The 25,416-nt window shown below is 57.8% G+C and carries 21 protein-coding genes; 12 read left to right on the top strand and 9 right to left on the bottom strand.

The annotated features are described in order from the left end of the window. The first annotated feature begins 241 nt into the window (after window positions 1–241). Window positions 242–643, top strand: coding sequence for a VOC family protein (locus D4A92_RS23565; protein ID WP_203020392.1), 402 nt, complete (start codon window positions 242–244; stop codon window positions 641–643). A 502-nt stretch (window positions 644–1,145) separates the two neighbouring features. Here the strand turns inward: D4A92_RS23565 and D4A92_RS23560 are convergent. Beyond that, entirely contained in the window at window positions 1,146–2,609 is a 1,464-nt protein-coding gene (locus tag D4A92_RS23560; protein ID WP_203020390.1) for a sensor histidine kinase, read from the bottom strand. A gap of 377 nt (window positions 2,610–2,986) precedes the next feature. Beyond that, window positions 2,987–4,084: a DNA polymerase IV gene (gene dinB, locus D4A92_RS23555; RefSeq protein ID WP_203020388.1), complete on the bottom strand. Its 1,098-nt coding sequence runs from the start codon at window positions 4,082–4,084 to the stop codon at window positions 2,987–2,989. A 154-nt stretch (window positions 4,085–4,238) separates the two neighbouring features. On the opposite strand from dinB, the gene D4A92_RS23550 reads away from it, so the two are divergent. The 6 genes from D4A92_RS23550 (at window position 4,239) to D4A92_RS23530 (ending at window position 7,781) form a co-directional block, all read left to right on the top strand. After that, window positions 4,239–4,547, top strand: a complete 309-nt coding sequence (locus tag D4A92_RS23550) for a hypothetical protein (RefSeq protein ID WP_203020386.1) — start codon at window positions 4,239–4,241, stop codon at window positions 4,545–4,547. A 348-nt stretch (window positions 4,548–4,895) separates the two neighbouring features. Continuing rightward, complete coding sequence (locus D4A92_RS23545; protein ID WP_203020385.1) at window positions 4,896–5,417, top strand: DUF4334 domain-containing protein; 522 nt, start codon at window positions 4,896–4,898, stop codon at window positions 5,415–5,417. A gap of 402 nt (window positions 5,418–5,819) precedes the next feature. After that, window positions 5,820–6,002, top strand: coding sequence for a hypothetical protein (locus D4A92_RS23540; protein ID WP_203020383.1), 183 nt, complete (start codon window positions 5,820–5,822; stop codon window positions 6,000–6,002). Window positions 6,003–6,008: 6 nt separating this feature from the next. Further along, window positions 6,009–6,779: an exodeoxyribonuclease III gene (xth, locus tag D4A92_RS23535; protein WP_203020381.1), complete on the top strand. Its 771-nt coding sequence runs from the start codon at window positions 6,009–6,011 to the stop codon at window positions 6,777–6,779. Between the two features lie 3 nt (window positions 6,780–6,782). Then, the gene (locus tag D4A92_RS25150) at window positions 6,783–7,133 is read left to right on the top strand and encodes a hypothetical protein (protein WP_246754138.1); all 351 of its coding nucleotides are present in this window, start codon (window positions 6,783–6,785) and stop codon (window positions 7,131–7,133) included. A 168-nt stretch (window positions 7,134–7,301) separates the two neighbouring features. Then, window positions 7,302–7,781 (top strand): sigma factor-like helix-turn-helix DNA-binding protein, encoded by a 480-nt coding sequence (locus D4A92_RS23530; RefSeq protein WP_203020378.1) that lies wholly within the window; start codon window positions 7,302–7,304, stop codon window positions 7,779–7,781. Between the two features lie 133 nt (window positions 7,782–7,914). On the opposite strand, the gene D4A92_RS23525 is transcribed toward D4A92_RS23530, so the two are convergent. After that, entirely contained in the window at window positions 7,915–9,441 is a 1,527-nt protein-coding gene (locus D4A92_RS23525; RefSeq protein ID WP_203020377.1) for a PAS domain-containing protein, read from the bottom strand. A gap of 309 nt (window positions 9,442–9,750) precedes the next feature. Here D4A92_RS23525 and D4A92_RS23520 point away from each other — a divergent pair, with 309 nt between their 5' ends. Next, the gene (locus D4A92_RS23520; protein ID WP_203020375.1) at window positions 9,751–10,038 is read left to right on the top strand and encodes a hypothetical protein; all 288 of its coding nucleotides are present in this window, start codon (window positions 9,751–9,753) and stop codon (window positions 10,036–10,038) included. Window positions 10,039–10,837: 799 nt separating this feature from the next. After that, window positions 10,838–12,967 carry a putative bifunctional diguanylate cyclase/phosphodiesterase gene (locus tag D4A92_RS23515; protein WP_203020373.1) on the top strand — a complete coding sequence of 710 codons (2,130 nt, stop codon included), beginning with the start codon at window positions 10,838–10,840 and terminating at the stop codon, window positions 12,965–12,967. 158 nt (window positions 12,968–13,125) lie between these two features. Here D4A92_RS23515 and D4A92_RS23510 read toward each other — a convergent pair whose 3' ends face one another. From D4A92_RS23510 to D4A92_RS23495, 4 genes are all read right to left on the bottom strand, one after another. Further along, window positions 13,126–14,409 carry a type II toxin-antitoxin system HipA family toxin gene (locus D4A92_RS23510; protein ID WP_203020371.1) on the bottom strand — a complete coding sequence of 428 codons (1,284 nt, stop codon included), beginning with the start codon at window positions 14,407–14,409 and terminating at the stop codon, window positions 13,126–13,128. After that, window positions 14,409–14,660: a helix-turn-helix domain-containing protein gene (locus D4A92_RS23505; RefSeq protein WP_203020369.1), complete on the bottom strand. Its 252-nt coding sequence runs from the start codon at window positions 14,658–14,660 to the stop codon at window positions 14,409–14,411. The genes D4A92_RS23510 and D4A92_RS23505 overlap by 1 nt, the downstream gene beginning before the upstream one ends. A 336-nt stretch (window positions 14,661–14,996) precedes the next feature. After that, window positions 14,997–15,215 (bottom strand): hypothetical protein, encoded by a 219-nt coding sequence (locus tag D4A92_RS23500; protein ID WP_203020367.1) that lies wholly within the window; start codon window positions 15,213–15,215, stop codon window positions 14,997–14,999. A 264-nt stretch (window positions 15,216–15,479) separates the two neighbouring features. Next, window positions 15,480–15,941 carry an MgtC/SapB family protein gene (locus tag D4A92_RS23495; protein ID WP_203020935.1) on the bottom strand — a complete coding sequence of 154 codons (462 nt, stop codon included), beginning with the start codon at window positions 15,939–15,941 and terminating at the stop codon, window positions 15,480–15,482. Between the two features lie 364 nt (window positions 15,942–16,305). Between D4A92_RS23495 and D4A92_RS23490 the strand changes: the two genes are divergently transcribed. Next, window positions 16,306–18,243 carry a methyl-accepting chemotaxis protein gene (locus D4A92_RS23490; protein ID WP_203020365.1) on the top strand — a complete coding sequence of 646 codons (1,938 nt, stop codon included), beginning with the start codon at window positions 16,306–16,308 and terminating at the stop codon, window positions 18,241–18,243. Between the two features lie 365 nt (window positions 18,244–18,608). After that, entirely contained in the window at window positions 18,609–20,495 is a 1,887-nt protein-coding gene (locus D4A92_RS23485) for a diguanylate cyclase (RefSeq protein ID WP_203020363.1), read from the top strand. A 201-nt stretch (window positions 20,496–20,696) separates the two neighbouring features. Here D4A92_RS23485 and D4A92_RS23480 read toward each other — a convergent pair whose 3' ends face one another. After that, entirely contained in the window at window positions 20,697–24,035 is a 3,339-nt protein-coding gene (locus tag D4A92_RS23480) for a DEAD/DEAH box helicase (RefSeq protein WP_432445037.1), read from the bottom strand. 345 nt (window positions 24,036–24,380) lie between these two features. Here D4A92_RS23480 and D4A92_RS23475 point away from each other — a divergent pair, with 345 nt between their 5' ends. Beyond that, window positions 24,381–24,893, top strand: a complete 513-nt coding sequence (locus D4A92_RS23475) for a ferritin-like domain-containing protein (RefSeq protein WP_203020361.1) — start codon at window positions 24,381–24,383, stop codon at window positions 24,891–24,893. A 233-nt stretch (window positions 24,894–25,126) separates the two neighbouring features. Here D4A92_RS23475 and D4A92_RS23470 read toward each other — a convergent pair whose 3' ends face one another. Then, window positions 25,127–25,354 carry a hypothetical protein gene (locus D4A92_RS23470; protein ID WP_203020360.1) on the bottom strand — a complete coding sequence of 76 codons (228 nt, stop codon included), beginning with the start codon at window positions 25,352–25,354 and terminating at the stop codon, window positions 25,127–25,129. Between the last annotated feature and the right edge of the window lie 62 nt (window positions 25,355–25,416).

The raw sequence follows: 25,416 nt of genomic DNA, 5'->3' as shown, positions 1-25,416 counted from the left end.
GCCGGGAGGACGTAGGGTGGTTCTTAGATCAGCGCAGAGCGGCCTGATCGTTAAGACTTGCGCTCAAGGTGCGGTCGCGAAACTCGTTGCTTCAGATCCGGGCGGTTACAGCGCGTCGTTCGCCCGTTATCGGAACATGCCAGATGCAAACAGAGGCTTGGAGACGGCTCGGGCGTCTCAGCTGTCTCGGGGCTCAATTGACAAACAGCCACAAGGCTCAAGCCAAAAGGATGATGCTCAGATGTACAGCCACGTCATGGTTGGTGCAAATGACGTTGACGCCCTGGTGGCCTTTTATGATGCGGTCCTCGGCACCCTGGGGCTCGCCCGTGCCCCCTCTCAGCCGGCAGAGGATCCGGCCGGTTTCGTCTGGTTGCGGCCCGGTTCGCGATGGCCTCAGTTCGCGGTGCGAGCTCCTTTCGACGGACGTCCGGCAACCGCTGGCAACGGCGTACAGATCAGCTTTGCAGCACCGTCGCGGCAGCACGTGGTCGCGGCCTGGCAAATGGCGATCGATAACGGAGGACTGGACGAAGGCGGACCTGCTCTGCGACCGCAGTATAATCAGGACTTTTTCGCCGCCTATTGCCGCGATCCTGAGGGCAACAAGCTGTGCTTCGTTCATGCGGGGGATCTGCCATAGGTGCCGGAGGCAAATGGCGGTCTTGGTTCTTGGCTTCTAGGGCGCACAAGGCGCATTGTCCGGATGCGGCGCTTCACCCCGTTGGCGGCGGTTGATAGCGTTTCATGAGCCGGCCCTGTAGTACCACCCACCCGGGAAAGGGCGCGCGAATCAAGGCAGTTTGTCTGATCGTGGTAGCCGCAAGCGTCATGGAGCATGGGGCCGCCGACATGTCTGAGCGCGCGCACTGTCATGTCCCTCGGCACTTGTCGCGCGACACCCGATGGCGGCCAAAGGCCATAGGAATGCCGCTGTTCTTGCCAGTCCAGGAGGATGCCTGGCAGGGGCTTCTCAAGCTCTCACGGGAGAAAGAGTTGATCGCGACGCTCCCCATGCGCTTTAGCAAACCAAAACTGGCGGGCTTCGTTCCCTCCCGACCGATAGGAACAGCGCGCATGTCTTCACGGGCGTTGACGGCTTGGGGCTCCAAGCCAAGCCAGCGCCTGGGTTGCCGTCATTGAACTCAACCCGCCAACGACGTCACCGCGGACGGCAGGTTTGCTTCGAATTCGATCAGGCACTTCAGGCCGTCAGGGGAATAGTCGAGTTTAACCTCGGGTCGGCAACTGGCGGGGAAGGCGCGGCCAATCAGCAAAGAGCCAAATCCTACCCGTTCCGGTTTCGAGACTGGGGGACCATCCTGCTCATGCCAGGTGAACGTGATGCGTCCATTTGCGCTTGTCCAGGAAATCAGAACGCGCCCGTTCCTGTCACTCAGCGCCCCATATTTCGTGGCGTTGGTGGCCAGTTCGTGGATAACGAGCGAAAGCGCCAAGCCACCCTCGGCCTGGATCATGAGTGGGGGCCCCGCAATTTCAAAAGGCGTTTCTGCACCTTGTTCGTAGGGCGCGAGAGCCGCTTTGACGACATCGGCGATTGGAGCTTCGGGATGGCCTTCCTGCCCTGCGAAAAGCAGATCATAGGCGCGCCCCAATGCGGACAATCGCTGGGAAAAAGAGTGCAAACGTTCGTCGCGAGGAAAGGTCTGGCGTGCGATCGCTGTCACCACCGCAAGCGTGTTCTTCACCCTGTGTCTAAGCTCCCCGACGAGCAAGGAACGCCGGTCTTCGGACAAGGCTGCAGCAGCGCGTCTTGCCTCGAGCTCATCGAGCAGGCTGTCGAGGGTGTCGCCAACAAGACCCAGTTCACCCGCCTGACCGGCCATCTTGGTCCGGCTGGCGAGATTTCCTGCTTTGTAAGATTCCAGCACGCCGACGATGCGATAGACTGGCCTTAAGATGAAGCGATCCCCGACAACTGTCGCCGCGATGAAGGCGGCGACGACGCTGAACAGCACCATCGAAAGGCTGGCCCAGGTGGTCCGGTTGATGATGTGGAAGGCTTGAGAACTGGACAGCCCCGCACTGACGAATACCGGCATCTCCACCGTCGCAGGGCGGTACCCAATGATTGTCCGATCCCCGTTGCCGATCCTAGTCGCCTCCAGGGTGCCGGGCTCTGCGCTTTGCACCTTCGATAAAAGGGTTTCTGGCATAGTCGCGCCGACCAGCGCGCCTGGATCGGGCGCATGTGCCAGGATGACGCCCTCACGATCGGCCAGTGTCACCGTCCCGCCGCCGGACAGATTTCTTTCCGCCATCCGCTCCTGCAGCCAGTCAAGTCTGATGGCTGTTGCCACGACACCGATAACGGAACCATCCCTTATCAGAGGCACTGCAACCGGCAGTACGGCGGCGCCCGTCAATTTGCTGACGGTATAGGTTCCGACCACCAGACTATCGGCATCTGCACCCAGGCCATCATTGACATAGGGCCGTTCCGAGAAATCGACGCCAGCCGGATTTCCCTGACTGTCGCAGACCAGCTTGCGCTCTGCGTCAATCACCAGGATCGCTCCCGTCATGCGAAGATTGCGCGAAATGCGGTTGAGCGAGGTGGCGCAGCTGGCAGGATCGAGATCGACCACGGTCGGCAAGGCAGAGACCGCAAATAGTCTCTTCCTCACGCCACCCTCCGTGCCGCCACAGGAATCCATCCCCTTGAATTTTCTGAGGCTACTTTTCTTGCTTCGTCATGATTTGGCAATTCCTAATTCTTCTCTTGTCCTTTTGCCCTCTGGCTGGCGCAGCGGTTTTCGAAAAGTCTCCGCAGAGCCTCAGTCCTGACAGGGCAAGTCAGCGCGCCGTAGCCCCCACTGGTCACGCGGAAAAGGACGATGTCCTGGTGTCCGGACGTCAGCTGCATGCTCGGCATGGCCAGTGATCTCAACCTCCATCGACACGCTGCAGCCGGGCGTGGTCTCAAGGTCGTTCCATCGCCCCCATCGCTTCCCCATCGCCAAGGTTACAGATCCAGGCCGAGCTGGGTTTCGTCGACTTCCATCGTCGCCTTCTCGGTGATCAGCGACGACAAAGTAAGGCCGAGCAAGCGAACCGGACGCCTGAAGGGATAGACGCCCGCCAGCAATATGCCGGCTGCCTCCAGGACTTCATCGATGTTTGCAAAGGGGACTGATGTGGTTCGGCTGCGGGTCACCTGCGTGAAATCGGAGTATTTGACTTTCACGGTCACCGTTTTTCCACTGACACCTTTCGCCCTGCAGGAGGACCAGACCTTTGCTGCAAGTGATCGCAGTTCGTCTGTTGCCAAGTCGAGGTCGGTGATGTCGACGGAGAATGTGTCTTCTGCACCGACGGACTTGCGAACCCTGTCCGGCCGGACAGGCCGCTCGTCGATGCCCCGCGCGATCCCATGGAAGAAAGGGCCGGACTTGCCGAAATGTTCGATCAGGAACTGTTGGGATTTCGCCTTTAAATCCGCCCCGGTTTCAATGCCCAGTCGGTGCATCTTCTCCGCAGTGGCAGGCCCCACACCGTGGAATTTCTTCACCGCAAGCTGCTCGACGAAACCTGGCCCGTTTCTGGGCGTGATCACGGCCTGGCCGTTTGGCTTGTTGAGATCGGATGCCATCTTGGCCAAGAACTTGTTGTAGGAGATGCCGGCTGAGGCGTTCAGCCCAGTGACGGTTTGGATCTTTGCGCGGATTTCCAGCGCGATCTCCGTGGCGATCCCCATGCCTTTGTGATTTTCGGTGACATCAAGATAGGCCTCATCCAAGGACAGGGGTTCGATCAAAGGCGTGTATTCCGCAAAGATCTCCCGGATCTGCTGCGAGACAGCGCGGTAGACGTCAAATCGAGGCTTCACGAAAATCAGGCCGGGGCATTTTCGTGCAGCCGTAATCGATGCCATTGCCGAATGAACACCAAATTTTCTCGCCTCATAGCTGGCAGCGGCAACCACGCCGCGGGCAGCCGCGCCGCCAACAGCCAAGGGCTTGCCCCTCAGGTCCGGATTATCGCGCTGCTCGACTGACGCATAAAAGGCATCCATGTCGACATGAATGATTTTCCGGACGGACGATATGGTGGGAAGGTCCATGGGCGACAGTGTCTAGGAGCATGGAAACGAAACAAGAACATAGCAGGTGGCGAAGTGCTATCCAAGTGCCCTGAAAACCGAGATTGGCATTTGTGAGAGGAAACTCCTCTCGCTCTTAGGCGTTGATGACCGGAGCATGTAACAGGAGATCGACATGGCGGACGACAGCACTATCACTCTCAAAGCGGTCTTCGATACGCGAGAAAGGGCCGACATTGCAGTAGAGCACCTTGTCCAGCAGCATGGAGTGGAGAGGCCGGATATCTTCATTCAGGCGGCATCGGCAAAGAACACGGCCGGCACCTCTCCATCGGGGGGTGATACGGCTCGATCTGAAGGTTCCCGTCACGACGCGCCACTCAAGGGCGAGATCGAAGTTTCGGCTGACATCGCTTCGCACTTGACGTCTGTGGTCCGACAATCTCTGAACGAAGCTGGTGCGATCTCGGTCACGGAAGGCTGATCAGAACCAGTCTCACTGCAGTCTTCGGTTGTTGCTCCATGCGATATTGAATGAGACCGAGTAGACCGAGGAGACCAAGGAGCCAAGACAGCGGTGGCGAAAGGGATCCGATCGGCAGCAGATCGCGATCACTATTTGCCGCTGAAATGGCCAGGGCCAAGGAATAAGTCTAACGTTCACCGTCTGGATGGCGCATGGCGGGACGCCGCTGGCACGTGTGGCGCATGCGCCTTAAGGCTTGGAAGAACTCCTGGAGAATCTCGTTCAAAACCGTCTGTATTACCCGCCCGATGGCGAGGAAACGCAAGGGCGTGTCGAGCGATATCAAAGGCAAGGAGGAATCATTCCATGCTTGAGCAGACAGGCTTTGACAGGTTTCGGGATCTCTCGCCGGTCGAGCCCGAGGATCTCGTGGGTCTGTGGAGGGGCCGCGGCATTCCGACGGGACATCCATTGGACGGCATTCTGGAAAATCTCGGATGGTTCGGAAAACGGTTCACCGAAGACCTGCGGGCAGACGCCTTGCTGTTCAGATCCGGTAAGCGCCGCCTGACGGCCATCGATCCGTTCCCGATCCCCTTGAGGCTGGCTATGCGGTTTCATTCTCTTGGCAAAACGCGGTTCGCGCCAAACCTCTTCTCCCATCTTCTTCGGCCCTTAAGGGCACTTGGCCCGATCGCAACCGTCAGGCGCCTGCCGTTCGAAGGCGTCTCGAGTGCCGCAATGGTCTATGACCGGCTGCCAATTACCGACCACTTCAGAAGGATGGACAAGGACACCGTGATCGGGCTGATGGCCATCAAAGGCGACGCTCGTCACTATCTCTTTGAACTTCAAAGGGTGCAGGATGCGGCTGTCGAGCAGCGATGACTGGACTTGTAAATCAGGCGGCGGGCAACCATTTACAGGGTATCACCCGTTTTGACGATTGCGCGCTGCACAGCCTGTCTGTCATGCCTGATTGTCCGGGTTGAGAGGGCGCTCCCCGAAAGGGTTGAGCGCCCTTTTTCTTTGTCCGTCACTGGGTTCGCCATGGAGGATGGGACATGGTCCGCAAGCGGTCCGGTCCTTGCCGGGAGCGGAGCTGAAAGGAGAGGCTGCCAGCGCCTGGCGGTCATCTGGAGTGGTAAACCGAGCCGAGACACCAGGCTGCCTTGTTGCGCAGGCCGCCTTCCCCTTTGTGATCGGTGACGCACCAAGGCTGCAAACCTATGCATCTTTTCCTTCATCCAGGCGTTCTTTACGCGAACAGACGTGAGAAGGAGGCTTTCCATGAGCAAGCGTGAACTGATCGATACCGGCACCGACAAGCGTTACGTGCGCCGTGATGAGGACGGCAAGTTTAAAGAAAGCGTTGATGTCGGCCGATCCTTGTCGGCGGACAAGCGCCAGAAAGCGAAAAGCGATGCAAAGCCTGGCGAAGGTGATCGCGGTGATCATCGCACCAAGTCATGAAGCCCGGTGAAGATCGCAACCTATAATATCAACGGCATCAACGGGCGGCTTGACATTCTCCTCAGATGGCTGGAGGAGGCCGCCCCGGATGTCGTTTGCCTGCAGGAACTGAAAACGTCGAATGACAAATTTCCACGCAAAGCGATTGAGAAAGCCGGGTTTGGCGCTGTCTGGGCCGGGCAGAAAAGCTGGAATGGCGTGGCGATCCTTGCGCGTGATGCCGATCCGATTGAGACGCGTCGGGCCATTCCAGGCGGACTGACTGATGACCAGAGCCGCTACATCGAAGCCGCCGTCAGCGGCGTGCTTGTCGGCTGTCTTTATCTTCCGAACGGCAACCCGGCCCCCGGCCCGAAATTCGACTACAAGCTGGAATGGTTCAAGCGCCTCGATCGTCATGCGCAGGCTTTGCTGGACCTCGATATACCCGTGGCCTTGATTGGCGATTTCAATGTCATGCCATCGGACCTGGATGTCTATAACCCTGAGCGCTGGGGCGATGATGCCCTCTTCCGACCAGAAGTAAGAAGCGCCTATGCAGCTATGCTGAAACAGGGCTGGACCGATGCGGTGCGAGAGATTTATCCCGACCTGCCGGTCTACACTTTCTGGAAGTACTGGCGAAACGCCTTCGAACGGGATGCTGGGCTGCGCATCGATCACATTCTGCTCAGCCCACCGCTTGCAGCAGGACTGCAAACCGCCGGCATTGACCGCTGGGTCCGAGCCCTGCCGAAGACGAGCGACCACGCGCCCGTCTGGATCGAGGTGTCATGAGCTATGGTGATAAAGCCGCGCCCCACCGAGCACTCCAAAGGAAGTGACTACCCCGACACCCCCGACGGACGATATTTCGTGGTGCGCGGCCGGCTTTGGCGCAAAAGCAATCCAGCCCTTTCGTCGTCACGCCGCGACGTGCTGGTGAAAGAGCTCATGTCAGCAAGGCGAGACCTGGCCAAATCCGTTGGGAACCCGCCTGGCGGGGCTGAGGCCCGCCGAAGAGTTCATGCAGCCAAGATTGCACTGGGAGAGCGTGGGCCTGTCTGGTGGGATGACGGAGCACCGGATTTCAACCGGCACCTGGTGAAGAACACGCCTTACGCAGACTGGTATGCTGCACTTTCGGTCTGATTTTGTATTCCCTGTTTTACCTGCTTCGCGGACGGGAGGGTTTTCGGTCGGCTCTTAGGCGTCGTGACCTGTTGCCGACTGCCACAGGTCGATGCCGGTTCCTATGGTCAACTGGGGAACCTTGAGGTCGCGGTCCGCATTCACAGGGAGTATCGGAGATCGAACAATATGCAGCCCCCTTCAACGGTCAGTGAGTGCCTGCCGCAGTTGCGCCTGTTTGCTGAGGCGATGTGTGGAGATCGAGAGGTTGGCGATCGACTGGTGGCCAAATGTCTGGTCGAGGCGCGCACTCGCAGATCTCTTTCGTTGCAGAAGGAGAATTTGCTTTTCGGACTTCTGACCGTGCTCGCAGAGCTGATAGGTCGACAAGGGCCAGTATCCCACGCAAGCACGATGTCTGCTCGGTCCGACACGATGAGCCTTATTCGCCAGCTGCCGCCCTATCATCGCGATGTGCTGATCACCGTCACCGTCTTTGGTCTGCGGTACTGGGAAGCAGCCGCAATCTGCAAATGCCCGATCGGCACGATTAAAAGTCGTCTCAACCGTGCGAAAGCTTCCCTGGCTGCCAGCCTAGCTGAACAGCCGTCATCTGCGGTGATAAAAATGCCTCCAGGCATGCGGGAGCTGGCCGCGCAGCCGCAATGAGGGCATCAGAGGCTGCGTCAGCTTGCGGATTTCGGAACGCGTCGGCTCTAGGAGACACCCCGGCCGACGAGAAGATCTAGGGGACGATGCCAAGCCAAGCAACGGGTTTGGAACGTTCGGCGACTGCCACTCGCTAGAGATCCTCGGCCTTCATGGTGATTGGAAGCGTCAATGTCATTTTGTAATGGCCTTGAGTCTGCGTGTCGATCGCACCATGCCATTTGCTGCTGACGAGTTGTCTGATCAGTTTCGTCCCGAATCCGCCCGATGATGCGGCTGGGGATGCGGCAATCGACGAGACAGGGTCAAACCAGACCACCGTCAAGTTCTGCGCATCAGACGGGCCGTCGATACTCCAGCTCAGTTCCACGAAGCCATCAGCCGAGCCCAAACTGCCATATTTGACAGAGTTCGTTCCTAACTCGTTCAACACGAGCCCTAAGTCGAAACATAGTTCTGGCGCCAGGCGAATGTCTCGCCCGGTGATGCGCATCTTGTCCTTGAACGGGGACAGGGTCTCTTCGACCAGTTTTTGAAACCGCGTATTGACCCAGCCTTGCTGGGCGATGGCGTGGTTCGCACGTGCCAAAGACGCCAGGCGCTGATTGAACGCTTCTCGCGCTTCTGACGGACTGGAGGCATGCCGGAAGGTTTGGGCAGCAATCGAACTGACCAGTTGCAGCATATTGCCGGCGCGATGCGCCATTTCTCGTATCAAAAGCTTGCTTTGTGTTTTTGCAGCCTCTTTGCACACGGCATTGGAAATGATTGCTGACAGTGACCGCAAGAAATCCTTGTCCCCCTGGTCAAACACATGGTGCTCGGTCGTGTGAATACCGAGCACACCATAGGGCCTGTCCCCCGCCGCGGGGATCGGAATGCTCATACCGCTGACAACACCGTGCTGCCTGAGAAGCGCGGGTCCGGAAAACCGTTTCTCCGACTGGAGATCGTCGACGATGACAAGCGAATTTGCCATCAGGGTATATCCAGCCTGGGAATCTTTGTCGATGCCAACGCTTGCCGCGCCGACCAGGCCGTCTTCCCAGCCGATACCTGCAACCAGTTTGAGTTTGTCGGCTGCGTCTTCGAAGGCAAGGATCTTGGTGAGGGGCACCTCAAGCGCAACAGAGGCCGCCTCGACTGCCTTGTCCAGGACCGATTGAAAGGCAACGTCCTGAAGGGCAAGCTGTCCGAGTTCGGCAATGGCCGTCTGCTGCCTCAGTCGGCGCTCGGTCAGTTTCAACGCCTCGTCTTTTTCCCTCTCGATCCGCTTGCGCTCGGTCACATCGATGGCGGCGATGCTTGCGCCAATAATTTCACCACGCTCATTGGTGACGGGAGACCAATATTCCATCCAGATGCGCAAGGCTCCCGGCTCGGCCGCCGTCTCACCCGCAACTTCGAAGGGGCCGATCGCTTTTCCAGTCTCCACGACTTCCTTCATATGGTGACGCACTTGGGGTTCAATGTCAGGGACAAGCTCTGACAGGCTGCGGCCAAGATGGTCGGCTGGCGTGTAACCATTGAACTGGGCCATGGTTTCATTGATGCGCAAAAAGCGAAGGTCGTCGCTCAGGACGCACAGTCCGATGGGGACCGCGTCGAGACCGGATTTTGAGCTTTGATCAGTAGCTATCGGGGACTGAGGCTCTTGCATTCTTTCCTCCGCGAATGACACCTGGACAGCTGTCCTCCTTCTTATGGACGCTTACGTCAAAAGCCACAACAGGGGTGGGGAACACATCCGTTTTCTCGATAGTAGAGAAGGCGCTGGGTGAACACTTCCGACCTCAGACCGGTATTTAACAGATGGCTGGTTGCCGATACATCTGATGGTATCAAAGGGCGACGAGCCTGCCGCTGAGGAACCACTCGAATGTTGAGGTTCAACCCATTGTTCTGATTGACGGCGCTGCCGCCCAACAGCGCAAGACGCTGTCGCTTCGACGAATGGAGTGAACATCAAATGGCGCGCGCTCCCATTTTTCGGAAAGTTTTCTTCGGAACAGGAAGGCTCTGCTGCTGTTTGAAGCTCGTCTTAAAGGAAGAGAATATGGCCTGCGGTCTAGCGATGTATAAACGAGTTACCGTCAGCGAAACGGTTCGCGGGAAATTTGAACATCACGCCCGACATCAACCCATCGCCAATGACGGCCGGATCGATGCGCTCTTGACCCGTCTGGCTGAGGCGGAGCGTGATCAGCCACTGAGCCCCGATCTTCAACGCGCAGTGATTGAGCGGGCTTCGACCTAAGCAGATCCTTACGCGCGTTACGCGATAATTGAGCCGGGTGCTGCGAGCATTCGGTCTTCAGTTCTGCTCCTCTGATAGTCCGGCTGGAGCGCGATTGACCGCGCATTGGGATGACAGCGCTGAAGTTTTGCCATTCTGCTCGGATGTTGAGCGATCCATGCTTGCCTGTTCGCACTCCAGCAAGTCAGAGAGTGTGCGAAAATCCCGCCAGATCGACGCCAGGAACGGAGCGCTGGCAATCGGGAGGCTCAAGACCCGCTCGAGTTTTCGGATCAAGGAAGCACTTCGCTCTTTCGAGCGCGGCGATGAATGGGGGTCATCGACAATGGCCGTCGTGATTGCGTAAATCTGCCTCACAGACCGCACGTCCTTCGTATGCCTCAGATACCCAGAAATACTCCGTGTCATTGATTCCTCCGTGGCAGCCTTCGAGGGAACGCAATGCCCCCTGTTTTTCATGGGGTAAGTGCCAGCCATGGTTAAGCACTCGTTAGGATTCGCGCGGGACACGCAAAAAGCCACCTTGCATGACGTCCGTGCTCCCAGGTCCTCGTTTGGATTTTCAGCGGCGGGCGGGAGGCAAGCAAATCAAAGGGGCGACTGGGGTGTCAAAGCCCTTCAATCGTTGCGTTTTCGGGTGTGCCGCGAGCTGTCGGCCGCAGGTAACGGCCCTTTAAGCATGCTTCTTTTCGGATTCTAAAATTACTGGTTGCTTAGATGCGCATGCGGCGCGTTTTTTTGAGCGAGACATGATGTCATCCGCAGGTCCTGCGTGACCGCGAGAGAATGAGATCATGTCATGTACCGATACTTGCGTCGTTTCAGCGTCTATAATTCCAATTGGCAGATCGGAACGGTCACTGCGGTCTTTCTGATCGTCGCGGCCATCCTGTCGGCGCTCGTGTCACATGCCATCTTTGAAATGCAACGTTCCGCCGATGCGATGGATGACGTGCGAGCCCGAAAAGCGGCCGAAGTCGCAGTCCTCTCGATGGGCCAGAATCTCGCCGCCACCGTCAGAGACAATGCCGTCTGGGACGACGCTTTTGTCGCAATGGACGGGACTGACGCCGCCGACTGGGCCTTTGAAAACTGGGGCAAAACCAGCGAGGATTACGAGCTCTATGATGGCGCAATCGTCACGGCTCGAGACGGGACCGTGATTTCGGCACACTGGGAGGGCGTGCCCTTTGACCCCTTCTTGAAACTCAAAGCGGAATTCAGCGAGCAAATCCGGCAGGCCAATCGCGTCGGGGCCGATCCGGTCCTGAGCTTTCAACGGGTTGATGACGCGCTGCTTCTCGTCGGGTCATTGGCCCTTCAACCCTATGCGGATCCGGTTGAGGCCGAAGCCTTCAACATCCTGACATTCTTCAAGATCCTTTCTCCGGACGTCGTCGATCGTGTCGCTGAGGAATATCAGCTGCGCGACCTGTCGCTTGATCTCACCTTACCCGCTGCTGACATGCTGGCGTTCCCGATCAAGAACATCGCGGGTCAAGCGATCGCCCACCTTCAGTGGCCAAGAGAGATGCCGGGGACGAAAGTCTATCGCCAGGTGAGCGCCTATCTGACCGCCGGCCTTGTGTTGTTTGTCCTCTTCTTGATCGGCATCCTTGTTGCAGGCAACGTCGAGGCCGCCCGGCTTCGTCGTATAGCTGCATGCGAGAAGTGGAACGCGACGCATGATCGCCTCAGCGGCTTGCTCAATCGTGCGGGTCTCCTGGATGTGCTGAAGGTTTGCGCGAAAACCCCAAACGGGGCTCAATCCCTGCAGCTTCTGGACCTAGATGGCTTCAAGCAGGTCAATGATGCCTGGGGGCATGCCGTGGGCGACGAGTTGATCATGCTGGTCTCCAAACGCCTCCTGTCGATCTCCCCGCAGGGCGCCACGGTCGCACGCCTGGGCGGAGACGAATTTGCGGTCCTCCATCACGGTGATAACGCAATGGCGTTTAGCGAACATGTCATCGCAGAAATGGCAAAACCTTTCGACATTGGAGGACGCACAATCGAGATCGGGGCGAGTATAGGTTTTGCCTTTTTCGAGCGTGGCGTTGAGCCGCTGGAACTGCTTCGGCGCGCGGACATGTCGCTCTATCGGGCCAAGGAAAGCGGGCGAGGGCGCGCAGTCGAGTATTTCAAAGCGCTCGATGAGGAACGCGACCGTCTGTCGAGCCTGGAGGGTCAATTACGCGCTGCGATCTCCGCGGGCTCGATCCGACCGGTCTTCCAGCCACTCGTCTCTGCCAGCAGCGGGCGCATATGTGGCGTTGAGGCGCTGGCCCGATGGCAGACCCCCGCCGGTTCGGTCAGTCCGGAGGTCTTTATCCCTCTGGCCGAGCGAGCCGGGCTAATCGACGCACTTGGCATGCACATGCTTGAGCAGGCCGTCAAGACGGCTCAGGTCTGGCCTGGGCTGGACCTGTCTGTCAACGTCTCGCCGATCCAGCTCTGCAATCCCTCATTTCCCTCTCAGATTACGGATCTGTTGCAGCGAGAAAAGTTCGATCCGAAGCGGCTGACCCTCGAAATCACCGAGAGTGTGTTGATGTCGAACCCTGAGATGTCGCGCCGGGCGATGGACACATTGCGCAAGCTCGGGGTCAAGTTTGCGCTTGATGATTTTGGCTGTGGCTACGCGTCGATCGGAGCGCTCCGACAGTTCGGCTTCGAGCGCATGAAGATCGACAGATCATTGGTTTGGGCCTCTGACGATGAGGGCCAGGGCAGCGGCGTGCTGGAGGCAACGATCGCGCTTGCCGTCGCGCTTGAGATCCCGGTGACCGCCGAAGGCGTGGAAACCTCGCGGCAGGCACAACTGCTCCGCTCTGCCGGATGTCAGCAGCTTCAGGGCTTCCTGATCGGAAAACCAATGTCCTCCGCTGAATTGGAGATGATGATGAAAGCTCCGGAAGCCGTCGCTTGATGGTCGAAGGCTAACAATGTCGATGACAACTCCTGTGGTCTCGCTGTTGGCAACGACATGGCACGACGCTCGCGTGCCCACTGGTCCCAATCGAATGGGCGATCCCGAAAGGGGGGCATTGCTGGAAAGTCAAGCTGGATTGACGGGGAGCGTTTCCCCTACCACTTCATGACGGCCGTGCACCTTTGCGAAATGTCATCGACAGTCAAATCGAGCAGGGGGGAATCTGCTGGAGTATTTGCCAGGCTCGACCTCACGGTTGCCACTTCTTGTAGCAGGGTCTTGGCCATCTTTGAAAGCTCCTCGTGCACGATCGCAGGAGTGATGGCAACATCTCGGGCAAACTGCGTCCAGTGCGCCAGCGTTAGCTTTGTCGGATCACGTTCTTTGCCCACCAACATCGCCAATCGAGGGCGCTGCTCCTTGTAGTGAGACCGAAAGGCTGCGGCATTGTTGACGTCATACAGCTTGCTGAGATGTATTCCATCGCCTTTGTATACAAAGGAGTAGTTTTTCGCATGTGCATCGGGATTTCCGATGAGAAACTGGAAAATGGCTCGTCTGAGCAACTCTGTTCGTGATGTTGCTGGATCAACTGTTCTGTTCAACAGGGCAAAACACTCCACCCAACCTGGTCCGCCGTCCTTCTCGTATTTCTCGCGGGGGAAACGACGCATGGCCTGGCAGAAGTCTTCTTGGTGAAGTCGGCGGATATAGCGATGTCCGTCGCGGTCCCCGACAGCACGGTCATATCGTGCAATAAGCAGGAACGGGACTCCATCTGCCATCTTCACATAGGATCGAACTGTGTCGAGGCCCAGCACGCGGGCGGCTTCAAGGCAGAAATGCTCGACCTTGAGCGAGTCCCGAAGGCCTTCAATATCGATCTTGACGATGTGGGTGGTTGGTGTCCTCCCTTTGGGAACCGCCAATGACGTCCCAACTTGCAGCACTGCCGCTTTGTGGTGCATTCCTGCCAACGACAGCCGCAGTTCCCCGTCGGCGTCGACAAAGAGTGGGCGTCCTGGCAGGTCCTTTATGTAGTCCGCCAGTTCCCTTTCTGACATGAGATGGAATTGGGGTGGGATCCGATCTTCTGGAATCTCTGACGCGACTTGGGGAAGGATCGTGATCGCGCCAGGGCAATCGGCTCCCAATTCGTATAAGAGCGCGAAATCGTCGCTGGCATCGACGTGAAGATGTCGAGCAAGCTGTTCTCGGACCTTATTGTTGTCGGGCAGGAGGCCGTCGAAAAAAGGCCCTGCATCTTCATGATAGTATCTTGCTTCGCGAAACGGCAGGCTTAGTGAAAGTGGATGATGCCTAGCATCGCGTTCGTTTCGCTCCAGCCATTCCGTTGAGTAAATGAATGATAGGCGACCATCCCTGGCGACATCCAAAGTGCCCACATGTAAGCCATAGAGTCGAACGGAAGCTGGCATCAGAGACTTGGCTCCTCCTCAAAAACGTGGCTGGCAGGCTCCACCGTTACGGTCGCTTCAAGACGAATGCCCAGCACGGTTATTATGTTCAACGCCATGTCGACGGGTGGATTGGCCTTGCCCCGCTCGAAATCCGACAGCCATTTTTGAGTATAACCAACGAGGCCGGCGGCGCGAGCCTGGGTCAAGCCACGTCGCTTGCGCTCGTTTCTAATCAACTTACGGAGATCGTCGACGGTTAAGATGATCATTTTAGCATCGCTCGGTGATATTCGCAGGTTGTGTGAAACTTATTACCGATGGGTTATAAAGACAAGATGGCGTGATATTTATAACCGTTCGGTGCTTTTTTGCGATTGCATCTGGGCTGAGGCGATGTGCAGAGGTCGCGGCCATCATAGGGCGAGCCTAGACTTGGCACCATCAGCTGAGTTTCGCGTTGCACCGAACAAAAAACGGCGGCCCGTCTCTCAAACATGCCTTTGAAGCTCTCTGACGGCTCCTGCATCGATCGGTCGAAGCACTTCGGAGAGAAAACACCCACGGCAGGAGTTGGTGCCGTCGGATAATCTCTGGTGATGATGGTTTTAAGGGAACTTGCGTCCAGTCATCATTGCGACAAGCTGGTGCCTGTTGCGAATGCCGCTTTGGTAAAGGTTGATAATGACCTTGGCACTGTGTTCAGCCTCAGGTGACACATCCGCTTGTCCGCGAATATCACAGACTTCCGTCAGTACGCGCTGCAGCAGAGCCAGGTCCACAGGACTTAAGGGAGCATCCAGCTTGCGGGCAGTTTCATCCATCATTGATCAGCATTACTCTGGGGCTATCTTGCGCCAGGTTTATAAGCAGATCCGCATCTGTTGTCATTCCCCATCTTGACGCTTCCCAACCGGCGCATCGCCCTTCCACTTGTGACCACGTCCTGTGCTGCCAGCTTGGATGTCAGCCGGCAGCCGGGAAAAATTGTAAGCGTCGGTATTAAGCAAGCGCGGATCGCGCCGCCTTGTTCGCCCAGTAAAAGCGTCTGTCTCTAGGGCACGGTCGCCTCGCGCGGTCGCCCATTAAGATCAATCGCCACTTTTCTCCTTTGTAGGCAGGAGCGCCTCTTCGACCTTGAAATTGGTCATGATGCGCAACGTCGCAAATGTCACGATCGATAGAACAATCGCCGTATCATAGGCTCCAAGCCCGACAGCCGTGCCGATCGCGCCCGTGGCCCATAGGCTTGCGGCCGTTGCAGTGCCCTTGGTTCCGGCTTTGCCCACCAGGATCGCGCCGCCGCCAATGAAGCCGACTCCGTTGATCAACCCTTCCACGATGCGTGCTGTGGCTTCTGCATTGCCCTGGGTGATCCCCTCTGTTGCCTGGATGAAGCCGCAAGCAGCGATCGCCACCAGTGGAAAGGTTCTCAGCCCCGCGCTGCGTTCGTGCCGTTCCCTGTCCCAGGCAATCGGCAAAGCCAGCACATAGGCAAACGCTAAGGCAGCAAGGTGGGCGAAAATGTCAAAATTGCCGGCCAGCGCTGTCAGTCAATTCATGTCAGGTCTCCGATTTCCCGGAGGCGAGACGCTGAATGTCCATCAAATGTTCCATATCGCTGAAGACAGTTTGCTCACCTGAATGGACCGGTTTCAGCTACGCTGACTGTCTGGTGACCAAGGTGAACGAACCGCCTTTGGCGAAAGGCTTTGACACTCATTGGTGGCCGTAACTCAGGACTGCAGTTTTGACGAAAGTCAGGCGATTACAGTTTTTCATCCATATGTTTCAAGTGAAACTAATTTGCACAATGCTAATCAATTTGATTCAACTCTACGTAGCCGACTGAGCCAGCGCAAATGCCCCAATGCGTCTGACCCTGGAACGGACCATATTGTTCAAAAAGGGATTACAATGACACGGCCCAAGATCAAGACTGCACTGGCCGGCATCCTCATTCTTCTGGGTGCCGCATTCGCGCTATTTGCCACATTTGCCGTGAACCGGCTTGCGGCGCTGAACAGCGAGATGGCTATCATTGCCACCGACTCTCTACCAACTGTGGTGTCGGTGAAGGATATGGAGGTCCAGCTTGGCGAGATGCGGACCGCTTATCGCAGCCATATTTTGAGATCGGATAGCGAAGGGAAGGCTGCCGCTGCCGCATCGATCGAAAAAGCGGCGACAAAGCTGAAAGTCGATATCGACACGTTCAACTCTCTTGATCCCTCCAAGGAAGAAGCTGAACTGGTGGCGGTCATCGGCAGCTCCGTGGATCAATACATGAAGGCTGGCGAGCGCGTTCTCGCACTTTCTTCTGCCGGTGACCTCAATGGCGCAAACACCGTTCTTCGCAATGACATGGTCGCCATCGCCGATAAGGCCAAGGCCGCAATTATGCGTCTGGTTGAGATTAGCGATGCGGAGGCAGTGGAAGCCTATGCCGAAGCCAATGCTGCCTATGCAGCGACGATCGCGATCACCTATGTTGCGATCGGTGCCATTGCCTTGCTGATTGCAGGCTCGATATGGCTTGCGATCAAGGGCATTGCTCAACCGATCCAGAGCATTACCGTTTCGATGAACGGCCTTGCTGCCGGAGACGCGGATACCGCCGTTCCATTTGCTGGCCGTGCTGACGAAATCGGCGACATGGCCGCAGCCGTTGAGATCTTCCGCAGGAATGCCCTGGAAAATCGCAGGCTCGAACAGGAAACTGCTGCGCATCGCAGCCAGACAGAAGAGCAACGCCGCCTGACGGCTGAGCAGGAGCGGATCCGAGCCGAGGCGATGGCTAAAGCCACGACGGGGCTTGCCGACGGTCTCAAGCAACTGGCCGCCGGCAATCTGACATACCAGTTGCAGCACTCTTTCGCAGAGGAATTCGAAAGCCTGCGCAAGGACTTCAATCTGGCTGTCGACCAGTTGCGCCAGACCCTGACCGCCGTGTCCCAATCGACGAGTTCGATCGATGGCGGATCGCGCGAAGTCAGCCAGAGTGCCGAGGATCTGTCGAAACGCACCGAGCAGCAGGCAGCATCTCTGGAGGAGACAGCTGCTGCCCTCGACCAGATCACGACCAATGTTGCAAGCTCGTCCAAGCGGGCTGAAGAAGCGCGCACGATTGCAGCCCAGGCGAATGTCAGCGCCCGGCAGTCTGGCTCGGTTGTCGCAAACGCAGTCGACGCCATGGGGCGGATCGAGCAGTCCTCCAGCCAGATTTCCAATATCATTGGCGTCATCGACGAAATCGCCTTCCAGACCAACCTGCTGGCCCTCAATGCCGGTGTTGAGGCAGCGCGCGCTGGTGAGGCGGGCAAGGGTTTCGCGGTCGTCGCCCAGGAGGTCCGAGAGCTTGCCCAGCGTTCGGCCCAGGCGGCAAAGGAAATCAAGGAGCTGATCCGCAATTCCACCATTGAGGTCGACAAGGGTGTCAAGCTTGTCAGTGACACCGGCGAGGCGCTGAAGACAATCGAGAATTATGTCATCACGATCAACGAGCACATGGATGCGATCGCGACATCGGCGCGTGAGCAATCCGTCGGACTGTCTGAGGTGAACACCGCCGTCAATCAGATGGATCAGGTAACGCAGCAGAATGCTGCCATGGTCGAAGAGGCAAATGCTGCTGGAGCAACGCTTGCCAAGGAGGCGGGCCGGCTGCGTGAACTGGTCAGCCAGTTCCAGTTGGGCGGCAGTGCTCTTCAGGGAACTGCACGAGCATCCGGATCTCCGGTGGCGGTTGCCGTCAGCCACCAGCCGGTCGCTTCACCGGCACGCCGTATGGTGGGTGCAGTCTCCAGGGCCTTTGGGTCGACCGCAGCGAAGACGGACAGCTGGGAAGAGTTCTGACGGCGATTGTCGGTCAGTCAAGACCGGCGATAGGCGCTGCCTAACAGCGCCTTTCGCCTTAAGCATCCCAGAATCTTCGTCGTGACGAAGTGGGGTTCGCAGAAGCTTCACGGTTCCCGTCATCTATCGAGGCAGGGGGTCGGCCGTGAAGCCTGTGTCATCTCGTTGCGAACTGTAGGGGTCGGGTCGGAATGTCCGAGATTTTTGTCGGGTGGACAAGTGTCCCGACTAACGAGAAATTAGACAATTCTCATCTTAAAGGCGCAGTTGGATCAATGCTCGGCGACGCGAAAGCATGGGTCTCGTGACGGCGCACATCTTTCTCCGGTTACCCCCACCACTGTCTGGTCACGAAGAGGACATGCATGGTCGCTCAAAATCTGCTGGTCGCATTCCTCGCCCAACTGGGCGTGATCAGCCTGACGCTCACACTGTCCTCCCTGATCCAGGATCGCTGTCGCGGTCAATTGAGCCTTCTTAACAGGGCCGCCAGCGGTATCCTGTTTGGAGGTGCCGCCTTTTTGTTGATGAACATGCCGGGCGAGTTCGTCGACGGCTTTCGATTTGACTTGCGCATTGTCCCGCTGGCAGTCGCCGGCTTGATTGCCGGCCCTATCGGTGCAGCAGTTGCCGCACTGACCGCTTCTGCCGCCCGTCTATGGATAGGCGGTGCTGGTGCAGGCCTTGGTCTAATCGGGATCGGCTTGGCGTTCGGCGTGGCCGTCTTTGGGCATTATCGGGTCAAGCACATCTCAAACAGGGCGTCGGATGTCCTGGTGTTCAGCCTCTTGAACGCGGGGGTCGCCCTTCTCGTCCTCTTCATTTTGCCAGCCAATGTTCGCGCGCATCTCGAGGCAGAAAATATCCATCTCACTCTGCTCATCTTGAATTTCCTGGCGACGCTGATTGCCGCCATTTTCATCCGCATCGATCAGATGCGCCGAGAAAACGCGCAGTTGAATGAGCTGCACAAACAGATCGTGAGCGCCTTGCCAGATGCACTCAACGTCAAGGATCTTGACGGGCATTTCTTGAGCGCCAATGAGGCGACTGCACGTCTCATGGGAGGTCAAGACAGCGCCAGCCTGGTTGGCAAGACCGATTTCGATTTCTACAAGCAAGAAGAGGCTTCCGCTTTCTGGAAACAGGAGCAGGAATTTATCGCGAACCCTAAGCCGGTGATACTGGAGCAGCAGTTCGAGCGCGATGGCCAGACTGTCTGGCTCAGCACGGTGAAGGCGCCTTTTCTCGATGAGGCAGGCCAGATTAAGGCGATCGTCAGCCATACGACGGACATCACGTCGCGCAAACTGCTGCAGGCAGAACTGAGCGCCACGCAGATGCTTCTGGAGACGGCGATGGCCGAGATGGCCGATGGCTTGGCTTTGTTCGATCGCGACGGACGGCTTTTGATGTGGAACCGCCGATATCTCGAGTTCTTTCCCTATGTGGACCCCAAGACCTGTGAGGGCCGCACTCTCGCCGAACTGCTGACAGCCGGTGTCATGCGCGGCGACATCCAGATACCGCCAGATGTCTCGCCAATGGCATGGGTCGATGAAGAAGTCGAGCGCAGTCAAACGGCGAAACAATCGGACCTGAAACTGAGCGATGAGCGCTGGGTGTCGAAATCAACCCGGGCCTTGGAAAATGGCGGTTGGGTCACCCTTTACGCTGACATCAGCGAGAAAAAGGCAGCCGTCCTGCAACTCGAGCGGCTTGCCAGCCGCGACGGGCTGACCGAACTTGCGAACCGTCGCATCTTTGATCGTCAGCTCGAAAAGGCGTTCGAGGCCTCGCGCATCAGCGGCATTCCCCTCTCTTTGCTGATGTTCGACGTCGACTATTTCAAGTCGTTCAATGACACTTACGGCCATCCAGCAGGCGATGACGTTTTGCGACAAGTTGCGCGTCTGCTGCAGTCGGGCTGTCGCAGCGATCTGGACCTCGTCGCCCGATACGGTGGCGAGGAATTCGCGATCATCTTGTCAGATTGTTCAGATGATATAGCGCACGATATCGCGGTGCGACTGGTTGATGCTGTTCGAAAGCTGGAGATCGAGCATGTGACGAGCCCCAAGGGGCGCGTGACCATATCGGTCGGATTGGCATTGATCACCGACGACATGCCGGATTGTCTGCGGCTTCTCAAGAATTGCGACGAGGCGTTGTATGCGGCGAAAGCCGCGGGACGGGACAAGGTTCGAGCAGCTCCAAGCCGATCGATCGCAGTTGCCCGCCACCATCGCTAGGAAAACTTCGCTTCCACGGCAGGCCGGCGCCTCATTGCGATCATTGTCAGTTGTCGGCGCTCGCTGCCCTCCATCTCGGATGACCTCTCACCGAGGCTTGTCGCTGGCACATGACGAAGCGAGTTTGAAATTATCCGTCGACAGCGGCCCTGGCCGAAAACTAGTCATATGAAGCGACACGCCCATGCGTTGCTCATCAAGCTATCGGCCCGCCTTGTCTTGCGGGAGGGCGACAATCCTTTCAAAGAAATCGAGCGGTTCTTCGCCCGTTGCAACAGCGGCAGGAAACAGGAGCCGAGTGTCTTCCAACACCGCCCCTTGTGTTTTGCAAAGTGACGCCCAGAATTTGACGGACGCCTTGTTCCGGAGGGTCAGAGCGAGTGCTTTTGGACCAGCGTCAAGCTTCACGATCCCCAACTGGCCTCCCAGAAGCTGCAGCCGGGTCGTCCTGATCAGCAGTTCAACCGCCGGCGGCGCCTCGCCAAACCGGTCGCTGAATTCTTCTTCCAGCTCGTCCAACTGTTCTGCTGAGTTCGCCCGCAACAGTTTCGCATAGAGGTTTAACCGTAGGGCCGGATCAGATACATAGTCCGCCGGGATTGTGCCAGAGCCCCCAAGGTTCAGGAGGCTACGCTCTTGGATCTTACGGCCTGATTTGCCAAGCTTTGCGACTGCCTCTGCCAGAAGCGTCTGATAAAGACCAATACCGATCGCCTTGATATGCCCAGCCTGGTCCTCGCCGGCAAGGTCGCCTCCGCCGCGCAGATCCAGATCGCGCGTACTGATTGCAAGGCCCGAGCCCAGCCGGTCGTTCTCGACCAGCGTTGACAGGCGCGACTGCGTCTCCTCGGACAACTCCGGCTTTTCGTCGATCAGGAAGGTTGCCGTACCTTGCACGCCTGAACGCCCCACGCGTCCACGCAACTGGTGAAGCTGCGCCAGTCCGAACAGATCGGCGCGCCAGACGAATAGGGTATTGGCCCTGGGTACGTCGAGCCCGTTTTCTATGATGTTGGTGGCGAGCAGGATATCGCCATCGCCTGCAGCGAAGGAGACAACGGCCTCATCAATGGCCGCTGCCGGCATCTTTCCGTGGGCGATCCTTATCGAAAGCTCCGGAACGATCTTGCGCAGCTTCGCCTCGACCTCCTTGATGTCTTCGATACGCGGCACCACGACAAAGCTTTGCCCGTTACGCCGATACTCGCGCATAAACCCGATGCGCATCGAGGCGTTATCGCACTTTGAAAGTGCAGTCCGAACAGGTAGGCGTCTACGGGGGGGCGTGGTGAGCAAGCTCACCTCCTGTATCCCGACCATTGCCGATTGCAGCGTCCGTGGGATCGGGGTGGCCGACATGGCAAGCACATGCAACGACGGCGCCAACTTATGCATCGCGTGCTTTTGTCTCAATCCAAAACGATGTTCTTCGTCGACAATCAGAAGGCCAAGGCGAGCGAAACGCACGTCCTTGGCCAGGATCGCCTGTGTCGCGACGATGACACCAAGACTGCCCTCGGCAAGCGCGGCCTTCACCTGCTTCGCCTCGCTCGCCTTGACGAGCCGGGATAGCATCCCGACAGAAATGCCCGTTCCTGCAAAGCGATGTTCGAAGGTGGAGAAGTGCTGACGAGCGAGCACCGTGGTTGGCGCAATCACAACCACCTGGCCTCCAGCAAGAGCGACCGCCGCGGCCGCCCGCAAGGCGATCTCCGTCTTGCCGAACCCGACATCCCCGCAGACCAGGCGGTTCATCGGCTGTCCGGACGACAGGTCGGTAAGCACGGCATTGATCGCCTCGGTCTGGTCCGCTGTTTCCGGATGAGGAAAACGTCGTGTAAAGGCGGCATAGGCAGCCTGGGGCGGTGTAAAGGTTTTCGCCTGTGCCGCCAGCCTCTGCTTTGCAATCTTTGCCAGATGCTGTGCGCTGGACTGGATATCTTCGGCAATCTTTTCGCGCTTCTTCCGCCAGGCGTCCGTGTGCAGCCGGTCGAGCGATACGGCCTCGGGCTGCGAGCCATAACGCCACAGTTTGCCGAAATCCTCCATCGGCACAAGAAGCGATCCATCATCGCGATATCCGAGGCGGGCAGCATCGTAAGAGACGCCGTCTATGTCTATGCTCTGCAGGTCTTTCAGGACACCCACTCCGTGATCCTCGTGGACAACGACATCGCCGATCTGCAGCTGTGGCTCGGACAGGATGACCTTAGAGGTGCTCCTCTCTCGGGTTTGCTGCGCGGCGACGACGACGATCTGTTGCTCGCTGTCTGCAAAGCCATGCTCCAGCGCGGATGGTAGTTTAAGCAGGCTGCCGGCTTTTTCGGCCAGCACAGCGTCCCATGTGTCGATCGACCGGACGCTCTTGCCCGCCGCCTTTGCGAACCGTCGTGCCAATACATCAAGGGCATTGCCCGCTCCGGTGACGACAATCTTCTGTCCCTGCTTCAGGTCATTTTCGACCAGACTGGCCATGGATCTGCCTGAAGCGAAGGGCAAGAAATATGCTGGCAGGCCGCGTTCTTCTCCAAGATCCAGACCGTCGGCCTTCATCGCTCGAACATAGCGATCCCACTCTGTCGGGCTTAAATAGAGCGACTGCGTCGAACCGGTGTCTGTTTCACCATGCAAGCTGCGGGATTGCTGCGCGTCTTCGATGATGTCGAAAATGCGCTGGACGCGCGTCCCGGCGTCCGGCGCGAGATATATGACCGCATCGCCCAGGATCTCGAACACACTCGGCATGGTGTCGTAAAGTCGGTAAAGCAAGTGCTCCATGTTCAAGAAACTCGGGTGCTCGCCGTCTTCATTGGCGTCGATCATGACGGCTTCAGATGCCGGGCCGAGTGTCACATGCTCGAGAACGCTCTCCGTGCGCTGGGACACGCGATCGAAACCTCTGAGTTCCTCGACCTGACCATCGCCTGAAAGGACGATTCTTAAAGGGCCGGGCGCGCCGGCGGGGAAGATGTCGATCACCCCTTCACGCAGGACCAGCTCGCCGGGATCGTCAGCAACACCTTCTTCGATGTAGCCCGTCTGACGGACGAATTCGGAGAAGGCCGTGCGGTCAAGCGGCCTGCCCACCGTCAAGTCGAACTTGCTGTTCTCGATAATGTCTACCGGCGGGACACGTTGAAGCACGGCCTCCAGCGACGTGACCAGGAGGCTGGGTGTGTCAGCCGGACTTCTCCAGAGCCGCAAGACATCCATGCGCCGGCCCATGCAGTGCGGCGACGGCGGCAAGCGGTCGTAGGGGAGGCAGTCCCAGGGTGGCAGGACAAGAAAGGCGAGATCTGGAAAAAGGGTGCCGACGGCAGCCGCAATTTCATCGGCCTCGCTTTCGCTGAGCGCCACATAACATGTCGACCGACCCACATCCCGCAGCGCGCTCACCAATCTGGTCGCAACCAGGCCGGGGGGAAGCCTTTTGCTTTCGGGCTCTGCGGCGAGGGCCGGGGGCTGGGTTCTGTCATCAGCTTTATCGCGGTTTATGCGCACGTTCACCTGCTGCCGATCTCCGCCAGAAAAGCCTGGCATGCAGCAACGACGTCATCTCCCACATGTTCCGGTCTCGAAAAGCAACTTGGTGGGTCGGATCCCCGACACAGGCGCGACGTCACGCCCCAACAGGCATATCGATCATACTGCCGGCGAACGGACATGTTCCTATCCCCATCGACAGCCGACCAGATGGTGGCGCCCATTTGGATGTTCAGCTCCTGCTTGGACCGCTGCGGTCGTTTGACGAATACCTTCAAATGCCCGTCTCACCCGTTGCGCAGTCAAGCGCTCGTATCTCAGAGGATATGAGGTTTGGGCGGCAGCCTGAGGAACTTAAACAGGCCACTTGGGGTTGTCGAAATCGCAGCAAGGAGCAGTAGGATGACAGAAAACCCGACGCGAAAGATCTTTATTACCGGTCTGAAAAACGCCCACGCGATGGAGAACCAAGCACTCTCGATCATGAAGCCGCAGGTCAAACGCATCGAGAACTATCCTGAGATCGCAGCAAAACTCGATCAGCATATCCGAGAAACTGAGAGGCAGATTGCACGGCTCGAAGAACTACTGACCAGCTTGGGGCAGGACCATTCTTCGCTGAAGGATATGGCGCTTTCAGCTGTAGGCTCCATGGCAGCGCTTAGTCACACTGTTGCGGGCGACGAAATCTTGAAGAACAGCTTCGCCAATTTCGCTTTCGAGAATTTTGAGATCGCTGCCTACAAATCCCTGATCGCTCTGGCGGAGCTGGCAGGTTATCAGGGACTCGTCAGTAGCCTTCAGGCCAATCTCGATGAAGAGATCAGAATGGCCGAATGGCTTGAGAGCAACCTTCACGAAACCACTATGCGCTTTGCCGCTCTCAGTAAGGCGGGACAGACGGCTAAAGTCTGAGCGCGGCTCAGGCGATCGCAGGACTGGCGGTCGCCTTGAAGCGCGACGAATATGTCTTGGGGAACGCGGTCCGACCCGAAGGCCGTCAAGTCTATCTATCGGTCAGCGGGCGCAGGATCTGCGTGGTTCATGGCCGACTGGGACCTGCAGTCGAGAGGCGAGCATGGTCGCGTGTCTGATGGCGAGCGACTGAGAGCTGGCGAGAAATGCCTCTGTCATTGGCGAGATTTCTCTCACCCGCTTGATGAAACGAACCCGGTTTCGTCGCGAAGATCCGTGTCAGAAATGACAAAGCTGACTGTGCCACGAACCAGGGCATCGCGAGCGTCTCTGGCTGAAAAGGCCTCGTGTACAAGGAAGCCCGCTGATTGCAAGGTCGCCGAAGCACGCCGCGCCCAGGTTCCGCGCCCCTTGACCAGAAGAACAACTTGTCGACTAGGGCAAGACTTGGTGATGAACATGAGTAATCTCTTAGGGCCCATAATGGAACGGCCACACGGTGATGACAGCTTTTCCCAACTCA

The sequence above is a fragment of the Rhizobium rosettiformans genome, from assembly GCF_016806065.1.
In the GTDB taxonomy this organism is placed as follows: Bacteria; Pseudomonadota; Alphaproteobacteria; order Rhizobiales; family Rhizobiaceae; genus Allorhizobium.
This window is presented reverse-complemented; position numbering and strand designations above follow the sequence as displayed.

Coding starts and splice junctions, on each gene's coding strand:
- D4A92_RS23505 (WP_203020369.1), bottom strand. CDS start 14,660: ATGATCATCTTAACCGTCGACGATCTCCGTAAGTTGATTAGAAACGAG.
- D4A92_RS23500 (WP_203020367.1), bottom strand. CDS start 15,215: ATGATGGATGAAACTGCCCGCAAGCTGGATGCTCCCTTAAGTCCTGTG.
- D4A92_RS23530 (WP_203020378.1), top strand. CDS start 7,302: ATGCAGCCCCCTTCAACGGTCAGTGAGTGCCTGCCGCAGTTGCGCCTG.
- D4A92_RS23510 (WP_203020371.1), bottom strand. CDS start 14,409: ATGCCAGCTTCCGTTCGACTCTATGGCTTACATGTGGGCACTTTGGAT.
- D4A92_RS23540 (WP_203020383.1), top strand. CDS start 5,820: ATGAGCAAGCGTGAACTGATCGATACCGGCACCGACAAGCGTTACGTG.
- D4A92_RS23485 (WP_203020363.1), top strand. CDS start 18,609: ATGGTCGCTCAAAATCTGCTGGTCGCATTCCTCGCCCAACTGGGCGTG.
- D4A92_RS23515 (WP_203020373.1), top strand. CDS start 10,838: ATGTACCGATACTTGCGTCGTTTCAGCGTCTATAATTCCAATTGGCAG.
- D4A92_RS23470 (WP_203020360.1), bottom strand. CDS start 25,354: ATGTTCATCACCAAGTCTTGCCCTAGTCGACAAGTTGTTCTTCTGGTC.
- D4A92_RS23490 (WP_203020365.1), top strand. CDS start 16,306: ATGACACGGCCCAAGATCAAGACTGCACTGGCCGGCATCCTCATTCTT.
- D4A92_RS23520 (WP_203020375.1), top strand. CDS start 9,751: ATGGCGCGCGCTCCCATTTTTCGGAAAGTTTTCTTCGGAACAGGAAGG.
- D4A92_RS23550 (WP_203020386.1), top strand. CDS start 4,239: ATGGCGGACGACAGCACTATCACTCTCAAAGCGGTCTTCGATACGCGA.
- D4A92_RS23545 (WP_203020385.1), top strand. CDS start 4,896: ATGCTTGAGCAGACAGGCTTTGACAGGTTTCGGGATCTCTCGCCGGTC.
- D4A92_RS25150 (WP_246754138.1), top strand. CDS start 6,783: ATGGTGATAAAGCCGCGCCCCACCGAGCACTCCAAAGGAAGTGACTAC.
- D4A92_RS23475 (WP_203020361.1), top strand. CDS start 24,381: ATGACAGAAAACCCGACGCGAAAGATCTTTATTACCGGTCTGAAAAAC.
- D4A92_RS23480 (WP_432445037.1), bottom strand. CDS start 24,035: ATGCCAGGCTTTTCTGGCGGAGATCGGCAGCAGGTGAACGTGCGCATA.
- D4A92_RS23525 (WP_203020377.1), bottom strand. CDS start 9,441: ATGCAAGAGCCTCAGTCCCCGATAGCTACTGATCAAAGCTCAAAATCC.
- D4A92_RS23565 (WP_203020392.1), top strand. CDS start 242: ATGTACAGCCACGTCATGGTTGGTGCAAATGACGTTGACGCCCTGGTG.
- dinB (WP_203020388.1), bottom strand. CDS start 4,084: ATGGACCTTCCCACCATATCGTCCGTCCGGAAAATCATTCATGTCGAC.